At 57.9% G+C, this 15,803-nt stretch carries 24 protein-coding genes; 11 read left to right on the forward strand and 13 right to left on the reverse strand.

All coding sequences use genetic code 11. The features are described 5' to 3' along the window. The 8 genes from bluB to ABLN87_RS18950 all read right to left on the reverse strand — a co-directional run bounded on the left by bluB (position 1) and on the right by ABLN87_RS18950 (position 5,218). The gene (bluB, locus tag ABLN87_RS18915) at positions 1 to 636 is read right to left on the reverse strand and encodes a 5,6-dimethylbenzimidazole synthase (RefSeq protein ID WP_353013286.1); all 636 of its coding nucleotides are present in this window, start codon (positions 634 to 636) and stop codon (positions 1 to 3) included. Between the two features lie 12 nt (positions 637 to 648). Then, positions 649 to 1,041, reverse strand: coding sequence for a 30S ribosomal protein S16 (gene rpsP, locus ABLN87_RS18920; RefSeq protein ID WP_353013288.1), 393 nt, complete (start codon positions 1,039 to 1,041; stop codon positions 649 to 651). A gap of 42 nt (positions 1,042 to 1,083) precedes the next feature. Continuing rightward, positions 1,084 to 1,380 carry a chorismate mutase gene (locus ABLN87_RS18925; protein ID WP_170392662.1) on the reverse strand — a complete coding sequence of 99 codons (297 nt, stop codon included), beginning with the start codon at positions 1,378 to 1,380 and terminating at the stop codon, positions 1,084 to 1,086. Further along, on the reverse strand, positions 1,377 to 1,916 hold the full coding sequence (locus ABLN87_RS18930; RefSeq protein WP_353013289.1) for a GNAT family N-acetyltransferase: 540 nt from the start codon (positions 1,914 to 1,916) through the stop codon (positions 1,377 to 1,379). Before ABLN87_RS18930 ends, ABLN87_RS18925 begins: the two co-directional genes overlap by 4 nt. Continuing rightward, entirely contained in the window at positions 1,913 to 2,503 is a 591-nt protein-coding gene (locus tag ABLN87_RS18935) for a GNAT family N-acetyltransferase (RefSeq protein WP_353013291.1), read from the reverse strand. Before ABLN87_RS18935 ends, ABLN87_RS18930 begins: the two co-directional genes overlap by 4 nt. Further along, positions 2,500 to 3,036 (reverse strand): GNAT family N-acetyltransferase, encoded by a 537-nt coding sequence (locus ABLN87_RS18940; protein WP_353013293.1) that lies wholly within the window; start codon positions 3,034 to 3,036, stop codon positions 2,500 to 2,502. The genes ABLN87_RS18935 and ABLN87_RS18940 overlap by 4 nt, the downstream gene beginning before the upstream one ends. Beyond that, positions 3,037 to 4,539, reverse strand: coding sequence for a signal recognition particle protein (gene ffh / locus ABLN87_RS18945; RefSeq protein ID WP_353013295.1), 1,503 nt, complete (start codon positions 4,537 to 4,539; stop codon positions 3,037 to 3,039). A 160-nt stretch (positions 4,540 to 4,699) separates the two neighbouring features. Then, positions 4,700 to 5,218 (reverse strand): hypothetical protein, encoded by a 519-nt coding sequence (locus ABLN87_RS18950; protein ID WP_353013297.1) that lies wholly within the window; start codon positions 5,216 to 5,218, stop codon positions 4,700 to 4,702. 89 nt (positions 5,219 to 5,307) lie between these two features. On the opposite strand from ABLN87_RS18950, the gene ABLN87_RS18955 reads away from it, so the two are divergent. Continuing rightward, on the forward strand, positions 5,308 to 5,838 hold the full coding sequence (locus ABLN87_RS18955) for a prolyl-tRNA synthetase associated domain-containing protein (protein WP_353013299.1): 531 nt from the start codon (positions 5,308 to 5,310) through the stop codon (positions 5,836 to 5,838). Here ABLN87_RS18955 and ABLN87_RS18960 read toward each other — a convergent pair whose 3' ends face one another. After that, the gene (locus ABLN87_RS18960) at positions 5,839 to 6,579 is read right to left on the reverse strand and encodes an aspartate/glutamate racemase family protein (protein ID WP_353013301.1); all 741 of its coding nucleotides are present in this window, start codon (positions 6,577 to 6,579) and stop codon (positions 5,839 to 5,841) included. It lies immediately after the preceding gene. A 69-nt stretch (positions 6,580 to 6,648) separates the two neighbouring features. After that, on the reverse strand, positions 6,649 to 7,230 hold the full coding sequence (locus ABLN87_RS18965) for an FMN-dependent NADH-azoreductase (RefSeq protein ID WP_170531425.1): 582 nt from the start codon (positions 7,228 to 7,230) through the stop codon (positions 6,649 to 6,651). Positions 7,231 to 7,347: 117 nt separating this feature from the next. Here ABLN87_RS18965 and ABLN87_RS18970 point away from each other — a divergent pair, with 117 nt between their 5' ends. From ABLN87_RS18970 to ABLN87_RS18985, 4 genes are all read left to right on the forward strand, one after another. Continuing rightward, positions 7,348 to 8,229: a LysR family transcriptional regulator gene (locus tag ABLN87_RS18970; protein ID WP_353013302.1), complete on the forward strand. Its 882-nt coding sequence runs from the start codon at positions 7,348 to 7,350 to the stop codon at positions 8,227 to 8,229. Continuing rightward, positions 8,222 to 9,136 carry a DMT family transporter gene (locus ABLN87_RS18975; protein WP_353013304.1) on the forward strand — a complete coding sequence of 305 codons (915 nt, stop codon included), beginning with the start codon at positions 8,222 to 8,224 and terminating at the stop codon, positions 9,134 to 9,136. Before ABLN87_RS18970 ends, ABLN87_RS18975 begins: the two co-directional genes overlap by 8 nt. 65 nt (positions 9,137 to 9,201) lie before the next feature. Beyond that, a complete protein-coding gene (locus tag ABLN87_RS18980; RefSeq protein ID WP_353013305.1) occupies positions 9,202 to 9,474 on the forward strand; it encodes a hypothetical protein in 273 nt (90 codons plus the stop codon). An 85-nt stretch (positions 9,475 to 9,559) separates the two neighbouring features. Further along, positions 9,560 to 9,973 (forward strand): universal stress protein, encoded by a 414-nt coding sequence (locus tag ABLN87_RS18985; RefSeq protein ID WP_353013307.1) that lies wholly within the window; start codon positions 9,560 to 9,562, stop codon positions 9,971 to 9,973. On the opposite strand, the gene ABLN87_RS18990 is transcribed toward ABLN87_RS18985, so the two are convergent. Further along, positions 9,966 to 10,307: an ArsR/SmtB family transcription factor gene (locus ABLN87_RS18990; RefSeq protein ID WP_353013309.1), complete on the reverse strand. Its 342-nt coding sequence runs from the start codon at positions 10,305 to 10,307 to the stop codon at positions 9,966 to 9,968. The two genes, ABLN87_RS18985 and ABLN87_RS18990, sit on opposite strands and share 8 nt — an antisense overlap. A gap of 231 nt (positions 10,308 to 10,538) precedes the next feature. Between ABLN87_RS18990 and ABLN87_RS18995 the strand changes: the two genes are divergently transcribed. The 5 genes from ABLN87_RS18995 to ABLN87_RS19015 all read left to right on the forward strand — a co-directional run bounded on the left by ABLN87_RS18995 (position 10,539) and on the right by ABLN87_RS19015 (position 13,109). Beyond that, positions 10,539 to 10,871 (forward strand): AtpZ/AtpI family protein, encoded by a 333-nt coding sequence (locus ABLN87_RS18995; protein ID WP_170531415.1) that lies wholly within the window; start codon positions 10,539 to 10,541, stop codon positions 10,869 to 10,871. 2 nt (positions 10,872 to 10,873) lie between these two features. Beyond that, on the forward strand, positions 10,874 to 11,632 hold the full coding sequence (locus ABLN87_RS19000) for a F0F1 ATP synthase subunit A (RefSeq protein ID WP_170531413.1): 759 nt from the start codon (positions 10,874 to 10,876) through the stop codon (positions 11,630 to 11,632). A gap of 48 nt (positions 11,633 to 11,680) precedes the next feature. Further along, the gene (locus tag ABLN87_RS19005) at positions 11,681 to 11,905 is read left to right on the forward strand and encodes a F0F1 ATP synthase subunit C (protein ID WP_005981269.1); all 225 of its coding nucleotides are present in this window, start codon (positions 11,681 to 11,683) and stop codon (positions 11,903 to 11,905) included. 86 nt (positions 11,906 to 11,991) lie between these two features. After that, a complete protein-coding gene (locus tag ABLN87_RS19010) occupies positions 11,992 to 12,543 on the forward strand; it encodes a F0F1 ATP synthase subunit B' (protein WP_353013311.1) in 552 nt (183 codons plus the stop codon). Between the two features lie 5 nt (positions 12,544 to 12,548). Beyond that, entirely contained in the window at positions 12,549 to 13,109 is a 561-nt protein-coding gene (locus tag ABLN87_RS19015; RefSeq protein ID WP_353013313.1) for a F0F1 ATP synthase subunit B, read from the forward strand. Between the two features lie 74 nt (positions 13,110 to 13,183). On the opposite strand, the gene ABLN87_RS19020 is transcribed toward ABLN87_RS19015, so the two are convergent. Both ABLN87_RS19020 and ABLN87_RS19025 read right to left on the reverse strand, forming a co-directional pair. Further along, positions 13,184 to 13,663 carry a metal-dependent hydrolase gene (locus ABLN87_RS19020; protein WP_353013315.1) on the reverse strand — a complete coding sequence of 160 codons (480 nt, stop codon included), beginning with the start codon at positions 13,661 to 13,663 and terminating at the stop codon, positions 13,184 to 13,186. Continuing rightward, positions 13,663 to 14,433 (reverse strand): FadR/GntR family transcriptional regulator, encoded by a 771-nt coding sequence (locus ABLN87_RS19025; RefSeq protein WP_353013316.1) that lies wholly within the window; start codon positions 14,431 to 14,433, stop codon positions 13,663 to 13,665. The genes ABLN87_RS19020 and ABLN87_RS19025 overlap by 1 nt, the downstream gene beginning before the upstream one ends. Before the next feature lie 146 nt (positions 14,434 to 14,579). Between ABLN87_RS19025 and ABLN87_RS19030 the strand changes: the two genes are divergently transcribed. Further along, entirely contained in the window at positions 14,580 to 15,773 is a 1,194-nt protein-coding gene (locus ABLN87_RS19030; RefSeq protein ID WP_353013318.1) for a PLP-dependent aminotransferase family protein, read from the forward strand. Positions 15,774 to 15,803: the final 30 nt, after the last annotated feature.

Raw genomic sequence — 15,803 nt, forward strand, 5'->3', positions numbered from 1 at the left:
CTATCGTACCTCGATGGCAAGAACATCATCCCGGCATTCCCAACCCGCCCGTTCCAGTTCTGGCGTGTCCGAGGGTTCTTCCGGCCAGCCGATGCAGAAATACCCAATCAGACGCCATGAGTCTGGCGCGTTAAGATCCCGGCTCAGCAGATCGGGGTCCAGAATGGATACCCAACCCAGGCCAAGCCCATAGCTGCGCAGGGTCAGCCAGAACAGGGTGACGGCTGAGACGACAGAGTAGCGTCGCATCTCGGGCATAGACTCTGCGCCAAGCCCAAGTCCCTTATCGGTGCTATCATCGCAGAACACCGCCAGTTGCACCGGGGCCTCTTGCATACCTGAAAGCTTCAATTGGCTGTAAAGCTGCGCTTTTTCGCCCGAATAGCCTTTAAGGGCCTGGGCGTTTGCGGCTTGGAAATTCTTTAACGCCGCATCGCGTGCGGCTTGGTTTTCGACGCGGATCACGCGCCAGGGTTCGCTGAGCCCCACCGAAGGGGCCAGTCGAAACGCGTCGAGGCAGCGCGTCAGCACCGCCTCGTCAATCGCGTCAGTGCGGAACCGGCGCACATCGCGCCGGAGCCGCATCAACAGATCGAACTGCGTGCGAAAATCGTCGGTAAAAGCCTGATCCTGCACGCGCCCGCCTGCTTATTCTTCTGCTGCAGCTTCTTCTTCAGCCGGTGCCTCTGCAGCTTCGGTTGCCTCAGCAGCCTTGGCAGCTTTCTCTTCCGCGCGTTCCTGAGCTTTCTTGCCCGGAGTCCCCTTGTTGGGGTTGTTGCGCTCGGCCTTGTCGCGTGCGCCGGCTGCTTCCAACATACGCGCGATACGGTCGGTGGGCTGTGCGCCCTGATCCAGCCAGTACTGGATGCGCTCCATGTTCATTTTCACGCGCGCTTCGCTGTCTTTCGGCAGCAGCGGGTTGTAGGTGCCCAGTTTCTCGATGAAACGACCGTCGCGGGGCATGCGGCTGTCAGCAGCCACGATGCGGTAGAAGGGACGCTTTTTCGAGCCGCCGCGGGCGAGACGAATTTTCATTGCCATGGTGGTATCTCCTTTAGATGGCGTATCCGGTGTAGGTGCCGGTTAGTTCTGATGTTTCTTATGGTGTCGGATGACTTCCTGAATGATGAAATTCAGGAAAGCCTTGGCGAAATCGGGGTCCAGATCGGCCTCTTTCGCCAGGTCTTCGAGCCGTGCGATCTGCGCTGCCTCGCGCGAGGGATCGGACGGGGGAAGGTCGTGTGCGGCCTTGAGCTTGCCAACAGCCTGCGTGTGTTTGAACCGCTCGCCCAGCGTGTAGACAAGGATCGCGTCCAGCCGGTCGATGCTTTCGCGATGGTCTTTGAGCAGTGCAGCAGCCTGCGTCACGGGGTTGTTCATTGGCCGGTCCTTTCGGTGGTCAAATCAATCTGCGGATGACGCCAGATCTGAGCGTGTTTGCCCAAAAGCTCAGCTCTCTCAATCTCAAGCGTTGCGCCAAGCCGTTCAGCCAAAGCGCGCGAGCGGTCGTTTGCGTGGGCGATGTAAGAGATCACACCATTCAAGCCCTGATGCCGCGCCGCATAGTCGCGGGCTGCTTCCGCAGCCTCGAAGCCCAGCCCTTTGCCTTCGGCTTCAGCCATCAGCGTCCAACCCAGCTCGGGCTCGGCCCAGCCGGGGGCGTCGATCATACCGGCCCAGCCCACGAATGCGCCGCTGGTCTTTTCGGTCAGGTGCCACAAGCCAAAGCCTTTTAGCGCCCAGTGTCCAAGGCGTTTCACCAGCGAGTCCCAGCTGCCCTGCTCATCCTTTGGCCCGCCAACCATATGGCTGCGTTCAGTTGCGAAAAACGCGGTCATCGCAGGCAGGTCGTCCTGATGCGGCGCACGCAGGATCAGACGCTCGGTTTCAACGGTCGGAATAGTGAACGAGGTCATGTGTAGGCCTCCATCCCGCCATCGCCATCGGTGGCGAGGTGGCGATACACCAAGGTAACGCCGTCCTCTTCAACGATCTCGCGTTCAACAAAGGCGCCAAGCCGTTCTGCCAGACGTTGAGAGCGTTCGTTCCCTTTGACGATAAAACTCGCCAAAGTGTCCCAACCAAGTTGCTCGAACGCAAAGCCGCGTGCAGCGCCTGCGGCCTCAAACGCATAGCCGTGGCCCTCGCCTTCCTCGGTGAAGATGAAACCAAGCTCTGGCTCTGGGTCTTCCGGCTCGAAGCCGAGAACGACAAAGCCCAGCAGTTGACCGTCTGACTTCGCTGCAACCGACCAAAGGCCATGGCCGCGCAGCGACCAGATGGCGACCATCTGAGCGAAATCATACCACGCGTCTTCACGCGACATGACTGTTAGGTACCGCGCGCGCGGACTGGCCACGATCTGGGCGTAGGTGTCGAAATCCGACAACTGCGGCGCGCGCAGAACCAGACGCTCGGTTTCGAGCGTTGGAATGGCATCCGCTACCCGAGCCGCCAGCTCAGCCCCTTGCGCATTGGGCGCGGCTTCAAATCGGAAGGTCATGCGCAGGCCTCCGATCTGCCTTGCCGCTCATCCGGGTGAGAGTGGCGATAGACGACATCTTCGGGAGACGGGCGCGCTGCGCTTGGGTCTTCAATTGCCCCAAGCCGCTTGGCCAGTGCGATTGAATGGGTGTTAGGCGCGTCGATATAGCTGACCAGAGTCGTCAGCCCGGTGTTCTGAAACGCCCAATCACGCGCGGCACAGGCGGCTTCAAATGCATAGCCCTTGCCTTCAAATCCGGGGAAAATGCACCAACCGATTTCGGTTTCCGGGAATTTCGGGGGCTTGTTGATCCCGACCTGACCAATGAATTCACCGGTTTCCGTCAGATCGACGGCCCAAGCGCCAAATCCGAGAAACTGCCAACTGGCCACGTCCGAGCCCAGCATCGACCACAGGTCCTGCGCCGAGTACGGCCCATCCATGTATTTCGCCCAATCGGTCGCAAACAGCTTCGCCATCGGCTCGAAATCCTCAAGCCGGTGGTGGCGCAATGTCAGGCGCTTGGTGGATATGGTGGGCGCAAGTGTCACTTACTTTTTCTTCCCAAACCCGCTGAGACCCGGGGGCAGGGCCATGCCACCACCCATGCCGGGCAGGCCACCGCGTCCGCCCATCGCCTTGGCAGCCTGTTCAAACGCTTTGGGGTCCATGCCTGCAGCCATTTCCTCGGGGCTGGGGCCGCCTTTGCCGAACATGCCCTTCATGGCCTGTTTCAACATCTTGCCTTTGCCCATCTTGCCCATCTTCTTCATCATGTCCGACATCTGCCGGTGCATCTTGAGCAGTTTGTTGAGGTCGCTGACCTCCATCCCTGAACCCGCAGCGATGCGTTTCTTGCGGCTGGCTTGCAGCAATTGCGGGTTGGCGCGTTCGCGTTTGGTCATCGACTGGATCAGGGCGATCTGACGCTTAAGCACCTTGTCATCCATGCCCGCTTCTTCGACCTGTTTGGCCATCTTGCCCATGCCCGGCATCATGCCCATCATGCCCTGCATGCCGCCCATCTGGATCATCTGTTCCAGCTGCATCTTCAGGTCGTTCATGTTGAACTGACCCTTGACCATGCGCTTCATCATGCGCTCGGTCTGTTCCATCTCCATCGTTTCCTGGGCTTTTTCGACCAGGGCAACGATGTCGCCCATGCCCAGAATACGACCGGCGATCCGGTCCGGCTCGAAGGTTTCGAGCGCGTCCATTTTCTCGCCCAGACCGACAAAGCGGATCGGCTTGCCAGTGACCGCGCGCATCGACAGCGCCGCACCGCCGCGCCCGTCACCGTCCATCCGGGTCAGGACCACGCCAGAAATGCCGACCTTGGCGTCGAACTCCTCGGCGACTTCAACCGCGACCTGACCGGTCAGGCCGTCGACAACCAGAAGGGTCTCACGCGGGTCAACAACGTTGCGGACCTGCTCGACCTCGTCCATCAGGACTTCGTCGATATGCAAACGGCCCGCGGTGTCGAGCATGTAGACGTCGTAGCCACCCAGCGTCGCCTGCTGCTTGGCGCGTTTAGCAATATCCACCGGCGACTGGCCCGGCACGATCGGCAGCGTATCGACGCCGACCTGCGTGCCCAGCACCGCTAGCTGATCCATCGCAGCCGGGCGATAGACGTCGAGCGAGGCCATCAGGACCTTTTTACCCTCTTTCTCTTTCAGGCGTTTTGCCAGCTTACCGGTGGTGGTGGTCTTACCGGAACCCTGCAGGCCGACCATCAGGATCGGGGCAGGCGGGTTGTCGATCTTTAGCGCGCCGGGGTCTTCTTCGCCGCGCAGGGTATCGACCAGCGCGTCATGTACGATCTTGACGACCTGTTGGCCGGGCGTGATCGATTTCGTCACCGCCTGACCGGTCGCCTGTTCCTGAACCTTCTTGACGAACTCACGCGCCACCGGCAGCGAAACGTCAGCCTCAAGCAGGGCAACGCGAACCTCGCGCAGGGCGGTTTTGACGTCTTCTTCGGACAGAGCGCCTTGTTTCGTCAGCCGGTCAAAGACGCCGGAAAGGCGTTCGGATAGATTTTCAAACATGCCTTCGGCCTCCTTAGCCGGTTATCTGGTGGCGCTTCTCAGATAAGAAACACCGGTTAAATACACAATTGCCCCCACGGGCGAAACTCGCTGGTGGGGGGCGATCCCTGAACGACTCAAGGGACCGGAAGATCATAGGCTTCCGGATGTTGGCGGCGATTTAGGCCGATTGGCTGGCAGAGTCAACCTTGCGTGCCGGAAGCCAATCATTGACCGCATCGACCAGCCTTTGCGCGCCGCGCCCGCTGGAATAGGCCTCAACAATGGGATGGCGTCCGGCGCTCATGCCTTCATCCAGTATTAGGACAGGGCGATAGAGGGTCGATGTACCATTGTCGCTACGCGAGGTCGTGCTTTCGGTTTCCGCGTGCGAGAGGTGCGAGAGCTCATGTTCCACCGCATCATACCCAAACACAGACTGTCTGCGGATCAGGATGCTGTTTTTATTGCGATCCAGTATGACTTGCACGCGGCGGACAAAGGCGCAAAATGCGCCAAAGCCCATGCCTCCGCCAAATAGCGCGAAGAAAATGCCGAAGAAGATACCTTCGCCACCTTCACTAGCCATGAAGACGCCCGCACCGACAAAGGCCAGAATGAAAAAGACAAGCGTGATGCCGATGAACCATGGCGTATTGGACAGGATCAGTTGGCTCGGAGTGTTGCGCGTGACTTTCATGGCGGCACGCTAGCACCGAATACTGTGCCTGTCGTGTCTTGAATTTACCCGTCTGTTGAGCGATGAGCGCGCCATACGAGGAGGTTCCCATGGACGCATCATCTGTCTTTCAGGATACGTTGCCGCTTAGCTCGGATGCGCTTTTAGCGCAGCTGGATGAATGGGGGCTGTCCTATCGGCTGCATACGCATATCCCGCTGCGCACCGTTGAAGATGCCAAAGGGGTCGAGGGCCAGTTCATGGTGCAGGGTGAAAACACGCTGCGGCTTAAGAACCTGTATCTGCGCGACAAGAAAAAGCGGAACTACCTGGTGACTCTGGAACAGAGCCGCGAGATCGACCTTAAGGCGCTGGGCGCGGAGTTGGGGGTTGGCAACCTGTCCTTCGGTTCGGCGGATCGGCTGTTTCAGAACCTCGGCATTCGCCCCGGCGCGGTTAGTCCGCTGGCGATGATAAACGGCGTTGAGAACAACGTTAAGTTCTTCATGGACGCCGCCGCGCAACAGGCCGACGTCATCAACATGCACCCTTTGGTCAACGACCGAACCGTTGTTTTGTCGCGCGAAGACCTGATGGCGTTCTTTGATAAGATCGGGTGCGAGGTGACCTGGCTGCCTTGATCACCCCTCAAGCGCTTCGTTCAAAGCGGCAGCGACATGGGCGGCAGAGGGATTGACAAACAAGTGGCCATCCGCCTCGAACACCGGATCGTCCAGATGGTCAGGGAAGGCCAGAGGCAACTCGGTACAGGCCAACAGCACTGCGGTGCCGGGTTCAGCATGCCGGTTGCAGAAGGCCACCAATCGCGCGCGTGCCGTATCTGACGCGCCGCCGTAGAAATCACTGTCGATCATGGCCTGCATCTCAGCGATGTCTGCCTCCGGCAGTGTGTCATTTGCCGAAATACTTTCTTGGGCCAGACGATCTGCGTAGTTTCGGGCCTGCATTGTGACGCTTGTCCCCAGCACCAGCGCTGTCTTGCAACCGGTGGCTTTCGTCACCTCCGCGGTCGCGTCGAAAATGCTCAGGATCGGCATCGTCACACCCTGGCGGATTGTATGAAGTCGTGCATGGGGAGTGTTCGACGCAATGATGCCAAAGTCACACCCAGCGCGCTGGAGTGTCATCAAAGCGTCTCGGAATACCGCATCAAAATCTTGCCAACTGCTTTCATCGCCAGCGACACCGCGCAGGGTGCGGGTTTTGGCCTGCGTCACCGACTCGATTGTCATTGGTGGCACAGGCAGCGGCGACCCGTGGCCACGTGCTGCGAAGTGTCGGCCAGAGCCTTCCGCAATGGCCCGATAATAGTCGACGGTTGAAGCCCAGCCAACGCCGCCAAGTATTCCGATCTTCTTCATGGTCTATGCCCAACCCGCAGCCAGTCTGAGCTTCAGATTGGACATTTCTGATTAGATTGGCCAGACCGATTAAGCCGCCAGTTCCAAGACTGCTTTATGCGCGTTCTGAACTGAAGTGTCCGGGTCGATTGCCAGCTGGTCAGCGGCAACCACATCGACATCATGAATGCCAATAAAGCCCAAAACATGTTTTGCGTAGCCAGTTGCGAAATCGACCTCGGATCCAATGGCGGTACCGCCAGAAGCAATGGCCAGAACGGCGCGCTTGCCCTCTAGCAGGCCTTTGGGGCCGTTTTCACTGTAGGAAAATGTCAAGCCAGCCCGCGCCACCAGGTCGATCCAAGCCTTGAATGCTGCGGGAACCGAGAAGTTGTAGATTGGCAAACCAATGACTATTGTGTCAGCTTGCTGAAGCTCTTCGACCAGTTGATCCGACAAGGCCAGTTGATCCCTTTGCACCGCATCGCGCTGATCGGCGGGAGTGAAGTTGGCCGCGATCCAGTCTTCAGTTAACAGTGGCAGCGGTGATGCCAGATCACGCCGGATAATCCGGCTCGCCCCCAGGTGCTTGACGATGCGGTCAGACAGGTCTCGGGTCGCAGACCCGCTGCGGCGGGCCGACGCGTCAATGTGCAGGATGGTCTTGGTCATTTTCATGTCCTTTGGTCGAGAGTTATCTTATGACCGATGATATGAGTATTGTTTTTTCGAACAAAACTCGAATATACCAACACTTAATGTTGGAAATTGCACAATAGTGAAAACGCTATGGATAACTGGGACGAAGTGAGAACGGCCTATCAGGTGGCTCGCATGGGTACTGTTAGCGGTGCGGCCGATGTATTGGGTGTACACCATGCGACCGTCATTCGGCATATCGATGCGATCGAGGCTCGGTTGGGGGTGAAGCTGTTCCAGCGTCACGCCCGAGGGTACACGCCGACCGAAGCGGGCGAGGATCTGCTGCGGGTGGCGCAGGCGACCGAGGATCAGTTCAATCAGCTGGTGGGGCGGATGAAAGGCCGTGGTGACGATGTCTCAGGCGAGTTGGTGGTGACGTCGTTGTCATCGCTCGTACCTTTATTGGCTCCTGCGCTGAGCGAGTTCCAGCAAGCCCACCCGGACCTGATTGTGCGCTATCTGACCGGAGATCGCTTGTTTCGGTTGGAATATGGCGAGGCGCATGTTGCCATCCGTGCCGGGTCAGCGCCGGATCAGCCGGACAACGTGGTTCAGCCTTTTGTGACGCAGGATGTGGGGCTATATGCGAGCAAGGATTACATCGCCCGCCGGGGCAAACCGGAGAGTATTGAAGAATTTCCGCAGCACGCTTTTGTCGGCAATGATGACGAAAACAGCCGCGCGCCTTTTTCGCAGTGGTTGCGAGCAAATGCTCCAGCCGAGGCGCTGACATTCCGATGCTCGAACAACTTCACCGTGGCCGAGGCGGTCCGGGCCGGGGCCGGGATCGGGTTCATGGCGCGCTGGGAAGCGGCCAGATACCCGGATCTGGAAGAAGTGATGCAGAGCCTGCCGGAATGGTCTGGAAAGCTGTGGCTGGTGACCCATGTTGATCTGCACCGCACCACCAAGGTCCAGGCTTTTCTTAAATTCCTGAAGGCGAAGTCCAAGGATTGGATCTGTGACTGAGCAAACCCGTGGCCATCTGGCCATGCTGGTCTTTTCGGCGCTTGTGGCGGGCAGCTTTTCGCTGGGTTCGATGATCGCGAATGAGATTGCGCCGGCTGCGCTGAATGCTGTGCGTTTTGGGATCGCGGCGGTTGTGATCGGTATCGCTGCCTTTGTGACGACCGGTGTGTCGCGTGCGGCGCTGCAAGCGCCCTGGCGCTATCTGGTGCTAGGAGGTTTGTTTGCCACCTATTTCGTATTGATGTTCTATGGCCTGCAGACGGCCCCACCGGTCAGCGCAGCGGCTGTGTTTACTCTCACCCCTGTCTTGTCGGCTATTGCCGGATGGGTCTTGTTGCGTCAGGTCACAACCCCAAGGATGGCGCTTGCGCTTTCTGTGGGGGCCACCGGCGCGCTATGGGTGATCTTTCGCGCCGATTGGCAGCTTTTCCGTGCCTTTCAGATTGGCCAGGGGGAAGTCATCTATTTTGTTGGCTGTGTCGCTCATGCGATCTACACGCCAATGGTGCGCAAGCTGAACCGTGGTGAACCTGCGGTCGTGTTTGCCTTTGGCACTTTGGTTGCGGGGTGCGTCTTATTGGTGGCATTTGGCTGGTCAGATTTGGTTAGCACCGATTGGTCGCGCTTGCCGACCATTTTCTGGATCGGTCTATTATATGTCTCCTTCTTCGCCACGGCGGTCAGCTTTGTGCTGGTACAGTTCGCGGCGCTCAGGCTGCCTTCGGCAAAGGTTATGGCCTATACTTATCTGGTGCCCAGCTGGGTCATCCTGTGGGAAATCGCCCTTGGCAACGGCGCCCCAACAGGGTTGATCATCATCGGCATCGCGCTGACCGTCTTGGCCTTGCTTTTGCTGTTGAAGGAAGAAACGCCCAGCACAAGCGCTGTTCAATACAGTGCGGATTGAGGCTTGCGTTTGCACCCAAGTTTGACACCATTCTACCGATGAAAAATGACTATGGGAGCAGTGGAATGAAATCCACCCTATCGGGGGTAGTCTTGGTGCTGCTGGCCGCTTGCGGCCAAGGCGGTTTGCAGGGCTCAGGCGACGAGACAACCATGCAAGCCAGTTGCGAGGCATTAGTTTCGGCTGAAAGCGGTGTGCGTATTGACGCTGTCAAAGCGCAAGAAACCCAAAAGAACCCGACCGGGTCTGTCACAACGGTTCTGGCCGAAGGCCAAAACGACCCGTGGTCATGTTCCGCTGACCAAACAGGTGTCATCACCAGCGTGATACAGGGCTAAACTGGCGCCAAAATCTCTGTTGAGGCAGATCAAGGCCCCGAAATGACCAGGTGTCTATGCTTTTCCGTAAGGAGAGGAGGACACCATGTTTCAACATATCATGATCCCAGTAGACCTTCATTTGCCGCCCGAGGTCCATAAGGCGATTGCCGTGGCCGGTGACATCGCCAAATGGCAGAACGCACGGGTGACCCTTGTCAGTGTGACCGGAACCCAGCCTGGGGATGTGCCGGTGTCCGAAGACTCGGTTACCGAGGGGCTAGCTGCGCTTTCCAAGGATCTGACGGCGAAAGCTGGTGTGCAGGTCGAAACCCGAAACATCCATTCCGTCGATGTCGCGGCTGAGGTCGATGGCGATTTAGCGCGCGCGGCAGAGGAACTGGGTGCGGATCTGATCGTCGTCGGAACCCATGCGCCGCGTATCACGGACTATATCTTCTCAAGCCATGCCGGGTATCTGGCGAAACACGCCAAGGTGTCGGTCTTTGTGGTCAGGTAGGACCATCCTCCGACGTGGGCAGTTCCGTTTCCAAAAACCGTTCAAACGCATCCAGGTTGACCGGCTCGAACTGCCCGAATCCCTGCATCCAGACCGAGGCGGCGCGTAACGCGTCGGGCTCCAGTTTGCACCATTTGACGCGTCCGCGTTTTTCCTGAGAGATCAGCCCGGCCTTGGTCAGAATGACCAGGTGCTTCGAGACGGCCGCTAGCGACATTTCGAACGGCTCGGCCACATCCGTCACGGCCATATCATCCTCAAGCAGCATCGCAAGGATGGCGCGCCGGGTCGGATCGGCAAGCGCCGCGAACACGGTATCCAGATCATTAGACATGGCCCGCTGAACCATACTGCATGGGTTTGGTCAACCGATTGGTTGAATATCGGAATTTGCTTCGATTTCCGGTGCCAGTGGGCCTCCGCGTCGATTTGCTTGCGAGAGAAGGCGTGAAAATCATATATAAAACAATAAGTTAAGATGTGGCAATTCGGGCATTCTATAGCGTTGACTCTGTGCCTCTTCGCCCTTAGCACCTAGCCTCAAGACTGTGCGAGGAAAACGCCCGTGACCGATGATGACCAAAAGCAGCGTATGGCGCAGCTGGAGGCCAAGATCGACGCGGCGAAAAAGGCCAAAGCGCCGAAGCCCCGTGCAGATGCTGACGTGTCCGGGGGCGAGCTTGCCTGGAGGATGGTCATCGAAATGGTATCCGGTCTGGGGATCGGATTTGGCATCGGATACGGGCTGGACAGCCTGCTCGGGACGATCCCGATCTTTCTGGTGCTGTTCACATTGCTGGGCCTTGTCGCGGGCGTGAAGGTTATGCTCCGCAGCGCGAAAGAGGTTCAAGAGAAACAAGCGGCGGCTGAGGCGGCCGAGAAGGACGAGAGGGACTGAACGTGGCAACTGAGACCACCGCAGCAGAAGGCAGCAGCCTGGTTTTCCACCCGATGGACCAGTTCATCGTTAAGCCGTTGTTCGGCGACGGTGCGGTTGGCATGTTCACGATCACCAACGTGACACTGTGGCTGTTCCTTGCAATTATCGCTGTTATCCTGCTGCTGGTTCTGCCTACGTCCAAACGCGCAATTGTCCCGACGCGCATGCAATCGGTCGCAGAGCTGACCTACGGTTTCGTCTACAAGATGCTTGAAGACATCTGCGGCAAGGAAGGTGTAAAGTACTTCCCTTATGTCATGACCCTGTTCATGTTCATTGTCTGCGCCAACTTCCTGGGCCTGATTCCGACCTCGTTCACCACCACATCGCATTTCGCCGTGACCATCCCTCTGGCTCTGGCTGTGTTCCTGACCGTGACCGTTCTGGGCTTTGTCAAGAACGGTGCAGCGTTTCTGGGTCTGTTCTGGGTGTCCAGCGCCCCTCTGGCGCTGCGCCCAATCCTGGCGGTTATCGAGCTGATCTCGTACTTCGTACGCCCCGTCAGCCACTCCATTCGTCTTGCCGGTAACGTCATGGCTGGTCACGCGGTGATCAAGGTGTTCGCAGGCTTTGCCGCGATTGCCGTGATCTCGCCCGTGTCCGTTCTGGCGATCACCGCTATGTATGGCCTTGAGGTCCTTGTGTCCTTTATCCAGGCCTACGTATTCACCATTCTGACCTGTGTATATCTGAAGGATGCGCTGCATCCGTCGCACTAAGGTCCGAACACCCAACATCGAAACTTCCAATTCGTAAGGAGATACATCATGGAAGGCGATCTCGCACACATCGGCGCAGGCCTGGCAGCAATCGGTTCCGGCGCAGCCGCAATCGGGGTGGGCAACGTTGCAGGCAACTTCCTGGCCGGCGCCCTGCGCAACCCTTCGGCGGCTGCTTCGCAGACCGCAACCCTCTTCATCGGTATCGCGTTCGCAGAAGCCCTGGGGATCTTCGCATTCCTGGTCTCGCTGCTGCTGATGTTCGCCGTATAATCTGCGGAACCTGATCCTTACGCGCAGGTGGGCCCAAGCCATAGCGGCCCACCTGTTGTAAAGACAAGTTTCCGACGGAGGATATCATGGCGACTGAACCCATTACAAAAGAGGTAGCCGGCTCGTGCGTCGACTCCTATGGCTCTGCCATCGGGATGCCGCAGCTCTGCTTCGATTGGTTCCCCAACCAGATTTTCTGGCTGGTCATTACGCTGGTCGTCATCTTTCTGGTCCTGTCCCGCGTGGCCCTGCCCCGCATCGCGGCAATCCTGGCCGAACGTCAGGGGACCATTACAAATGACCTGGCTGCGGCCGAAGATCTGAAGGCCAAGGCGGTCGAGGCCGAAGAGGCCTATAACAAGGCGCTGGCCGATGCCCGTGCCGAGGCGCAGCGGATCGCTGCCGAAGCACGCGCGGAAATTCAGGCTGATCTGGATGACGCAATTGCGACGGCGGATGCGGAAATCGCTGCCAAAGCGGCTGAATCGGAAAAGGCAATTGCTGAAATCCGTGCCGGCGCGCTGGAAAGCATTCAAGTGGTTGCCAAAGATACGGCGGCTGAATTGGTGACAGCACTGGGCGGCGAGGCGGATGCCAAAGCCATCGACGGTGCGATCAACGCGCAGATGAAAGGATAAGTGACATGCGGAACACTCTTGCCCTTATCCTGACTTTCGGCGCTGCCAGCCCGGCATTAGCGGCCAAAGGCCCGTTCTTCTCGTTGGGTAACACGGACTTTGTTGTCCTGCTGGGCTTCATCGTCTTCATCGCGGTTTTGTTCTACTTCAAGGTCCCCGGCATGATCGGCGGCGCTTTGGACAATCGTGCTGAGGGCATCAAGTCCGAGCTGGATGAAGCCCGCGCACTGCACGAAGAAGCCCGCAGCCTGCTAGCCTCGTACGAGCGTAAGCAGCGCGAAGTGCAGACGCAGGCAGACGCCATTGTGGCCGCCGCCAAGGAAGACGCAGTCCGTGCTGCTGAACAGGCAAAGGTCGATCTGGAAAACTCAATCGAGCGTCGTCTGGCGGCTGCTCAGGACCAGATTGCATCGGCGGAAGCCTCGGCTGTGAAAGAAGTCCGCGATCAGGCGATTTCTGTGGCAGTCTCGGCAGCCAGCGCGGTTCTGGCCAAGCAAATGAGCGCGGCGCAAGCCAACAAGCTGATTGACGCGTCCATTGCGGATGTGGGTGAAAAACTGCACTGATCACCCGGATCACATGATTTGAAAAAACCCGAGGGCTGCGAAGCACTCGGGTTTTTTTGTCCGGAATATGATTTTCACAGTGATCTGCGCCACCTCGCCACAAGCACGATCAGAGCGACCACGGTGATCAGGATCTCAACCTTGAACGTCCAATGATTGAGAAAAGACAATATCCAATGAGAATGTGTCGTCTGTACCGTTACCAATGGGTAAGTGGCGTTCGAAAACGGCCACAACCAGGCAACTTCACCCGTGATTGAATCCAGCAGCAGGTGAACCAGACCGCCGGCGCCGAGGAAGGTTAGAAATGTCCCGACCCGATATTGCCATTGTCGGATCAGCAGACCCGCCAGCAGAAAGCCCGCCCAGATGATCGGGCGGTGGGTCAGATAGGAATGATGGTGATGCCCTCGATCATCGATAAGATAGAACCAAAGCATATCGATATCGGGTGCGACGGCCCCGATCATTGCGGCTGTGAAAGCAAGTTTGCCAAGGTTTGGCGCAGTAGCCCGGAAGATCAGATAAGCCCCCGGCAGATGCCCGATGAACATCAAGCCTCTCCAGTCTCGTGCTTCAACCTCTGCTGGGCGATCTCTTCGTTGCGCACGGCCTTCTGCTGATCCTGCATGCAGCGCTCGACAAAATCCAGATGCAGTTCGACTGCAACGCGCGCTGCATCCGGGTCACGGCTTTGAAGGGCTGCATTGATCGCCCTGTGCTGATCCAGCAAAGCATCGCGCGTGGCGCGTTGCTGGAACATCATCTGGCGATTGTAGAATACGCCTTGGCGCAGCAGATCATACATCGATCGCATCATATGCAGCATAACCACGTTGTGGCTGGCCTCGATGATCGCCATGTGAAATTCAGCATCCAGTTGTGCCTCGTCCTCGGGGGCGTTGCGATCATGTGCGGATTGCATCCGGTCGAATATCGTCTGAACCACTTTCAAATCACTGTCGGATCCCAAGCGTGCCGCACGTTCCGCAGCCAAACCCTCCATGTCACGGCGAAAGGACAAGTAGTCGAACACAGCTTCATCATGGCTGCTGAACAGACGAATTAAGGCCGGTGAAAATGCCGACCCCAGCACTTCGGCAACATAGATCCCTGACCCGGCTTTGGGTGTCAGTAGCCCCTGTTCTTGCAAGTTTGAAATGGCGTCCCGCAATGAAGGGCGTGATACGCCCATTCGCTCTGCCAGCTCGCGCTCGGACGGCAAGCGCTCACCCGGGCGTAGGATGCCGCGCAGGATCAGCAACTCGATCTGGCGAACGACGGCCAGAGATAGTTTTTCGGTCTGAACTTTTTGAAAAGGCATAGACGTTCCAAAATTGGTCAAGTCAATTGACCACGATTGATGGCGGCGTTCAAGCTGATCACGGTGTTTGAAACAATAGGTCAGTATTATTGACTTAGAGGGTGAGGTGCCTAATCTGCGCGCTGGGGCAGAGGAGGCCCAGATAGATGGATCAGCTATACGCCACCCGCACATCAAGGATGAAGGCATCCGAAATCCGTGAGTTGCTGAAGCTGCTGGGCCAACCGGGCATTATTTCTTTTGCGGGGGGCATTCCAGATCCGGACCTGTTTCCGGGGGACGCATTTGCAGAGGCGTTCCAGAACGCACTCGGACCTGAGAAGCAGGCGCAGGCGCTGCAATATTCGGTCAGCGAAGGGTATGCCCCGTTGCGTGAATGGCTGGCGGATCATATGCGCGGGATCGGTGTGGAGTGTGATGTTGACAACATCCTGATCACCTCCGGTTCGCAGCAAGCGTTGGATTATCTGGGCAAGCTATTCCTGTCTCCTGGTGATACGGCGTTGGTTGGCTGGCCGACCTATTTGGGAGCGATTAACGCCTTTGACGCCTATGAACCACGTTTTGACCGGCTTGACCCTCAGGGCAATCGCGGCGCGGTGGAATATCGGGATGCTGCCGGCGATGGGGCCGTGAAGTTCGCCTATCTGTCGCCCGACTTTTCAAACCCGACGGGGGAAACCGTTGATCTGCGCGGCCGCGAGGCGTTGCTTGATCAGGCAGAGGAGCTTGATTGTGCGATCATCGAGGACGGGGCCTATCAAGCGTTGCGCTATGATGGGGAGTCCATACCGTCAATCCTGGCGCTGGAGCTTGCGCGCAAAGGAACGATTGAAGCGTGCCGCACGATTTACTGCGGCAGTTTCTCAAAAACACTATCACCGGGGCTACGTATGGGGTGGGTAGTAGCGGCCAAACCGATCATTTCGCAGATGGTACTGTTGAAACAAGCTGCCGATCTGCACTCGGCAACCATCAACCAGATGGCGGTGCACCATGTGGCTGAGACCTGTTTCGACACGCATATCCCCAAGGTCCGTGCGGCCTATCAGGCGCGCCGCGACGCGATGTTGGCGGCGCTGGAACAGCATATGCCAGAAGGTGTTCAGTGGACCCGGCCCGAAGGGGGTATGTTCGTTTGGCTGACTTTGCCCTCAGATATCGATGGCGCCACATTGTTAGAGAGAGCATTGGAGACGGAGAAGGTCGCTTTTGTTCCCGGTCGGGCCTTTTTCCCTGACGGAAGCGGTGCCAATACGATCCGGCTGAGTTTTTCGAATTCCAACGAAGACACGATCCGTGAGGGTATTCGCCGCTTGGGTGTCGTGCTGCGCGCTTGAGTGCGGAAAGGTTCTGTTAACCAATACTCT

The sequence above is a fragment of the Ruegeria sp. SCP10 genome (assembly GCF_040329495.1).
Taxonomy (GTDB): Bacteria; Pseudomonadota; Alphaproteobacteria; order Rhodobacterales; family Rhodobacteraceae; genus Ruegeria.

Coding starts and splice junctions, on each gene's coding strand:
- rpsP (WP_353013288.1), bottom strand. CDS start 1,041: ATGGCAATGAAAATTCGTCTCGCCCGCGGCGGCTCGAAAAAGCGTCCC.
- ABLN87_RS18925 (WP_170392662.1), bottom strand. CDS start 1,380: ATGAACAACCCCGTGACGCAGGCTGCTGCACTGCTCAAAGACCATCGC.
- ABLN87_RS18930 (WP_353013289.1), bottom strand. CDS start 1,916: ATGACCTCGTTCACTATTCCGACCGTTGAAACCGAGCGTCTGATCCTG.
- ABLN87_RS18935 (WP_353013291.1), bottom strand. CDS start 2,503: ATGACCTTCCGATTTGAAGCCGCGCCCAATGCGCAAGGGGCTGAGCTG.
- ffh (WP_353013295.1), bottom strand. CDS start 4,539: ATGTTTGAAAATCTATCCGAACGCCTTTCCGGCGTCTTTGACCGGCTG.
- ABLN87_RS18950 (WP_353013297.1), bottom strand. CDS start 5,218: ATGAAAGTCACGCGCAACACTCCGAGCCAACTGATCCTGTCCAATACG.
- ABLN87_RS18955 (WP_353013299.1), top strand. CDS start 5,308: ATGGACGCATCATCTGTCTTTCAGGATACGTTGCCGCTTAGCTCGGAT.
- ABLN87_RS18960 (WP_353013301.1), bottom strand. CDS start 6,579: ATGAAGAAGATCGGAATACTTGGCGGCGTTGGCTGGGCTTCAACCGTC.
- ABLN87_RS18965 (WP_170531425.1), bottom strand. CDS start 7,230: ATGACCAAGACCATCCTGCACATTGACGCGTCGGCCCGCCGCAGCGGG.
- ABLN87_RS18970 (WP_353013302.1), top strand. CDS start 7,348: ATGGATAACTGGGACGAAGTGAGAACGGCCTATCAGGTGGCTCGCATG.
- ABLN87_RS18980 (WP_353013305.1), top strand. CDS start 9,202: ATGAAATCCACCCTATCGGGGGTAGTCTTGGTGCTGCTGGCCGCTTGC.
- ABLN87_RS18985 (WP_353013307.1), top strand. CDS start 9,560: ATGTTTCAACATATCATGATCCCAGTAGACCTTCATTTGCCGCCCGAG.
- ABLN87_RS18990 (WP_353013309.1), bottom strand. CDS start 10,307: ATGTCTAATGATCTGGATACCGTGTTCGCGGCGCTTGCCGATCCGACC.
- ABLN87_RS19005 (WP_005981269.1), top strand. CDS start 11,681: ATGGAAGGCGATCTCGCACACATCGGCGCAGGCCTGGCAGCAATCGGT.
- ABLN87_RS19010 (WP_353013311.1), top strand. CDS start 11,992: ATGGCGACTGAACCCATTACAAAAGAGGTAGCCGGCTCGTGCGTCGAC.
- ABLN87_RS19015 (WP_353013313.1), top strand. CDS start 12,549: ATGCGGAACACTCTTGCCCTTATCCTGACTTTCGGCGCTGCCAGCCCG.
- ABLN87_RS19020 (WP_353013315.1), bottom strand. CDS start 13,663: ATGTTCATCGGGCATCTGCCGGGGGCTTATCTGATCTTCCGGGCTACT.
- ABLN87_RS19025 (WP_353013316.1), bottom strand. CDS start 14,433: ATGCCTTTTCAAAAAGTTCAGACCGAAAAACTATCTCTGGCCGTCGTT.
- ABLN87_RS19030 (WP_353013318.1), top strand. CDS start 14,580: ATGGATCAGCTATACGCCACCCGCACATCAAGGATGAAGGCATCCGAA.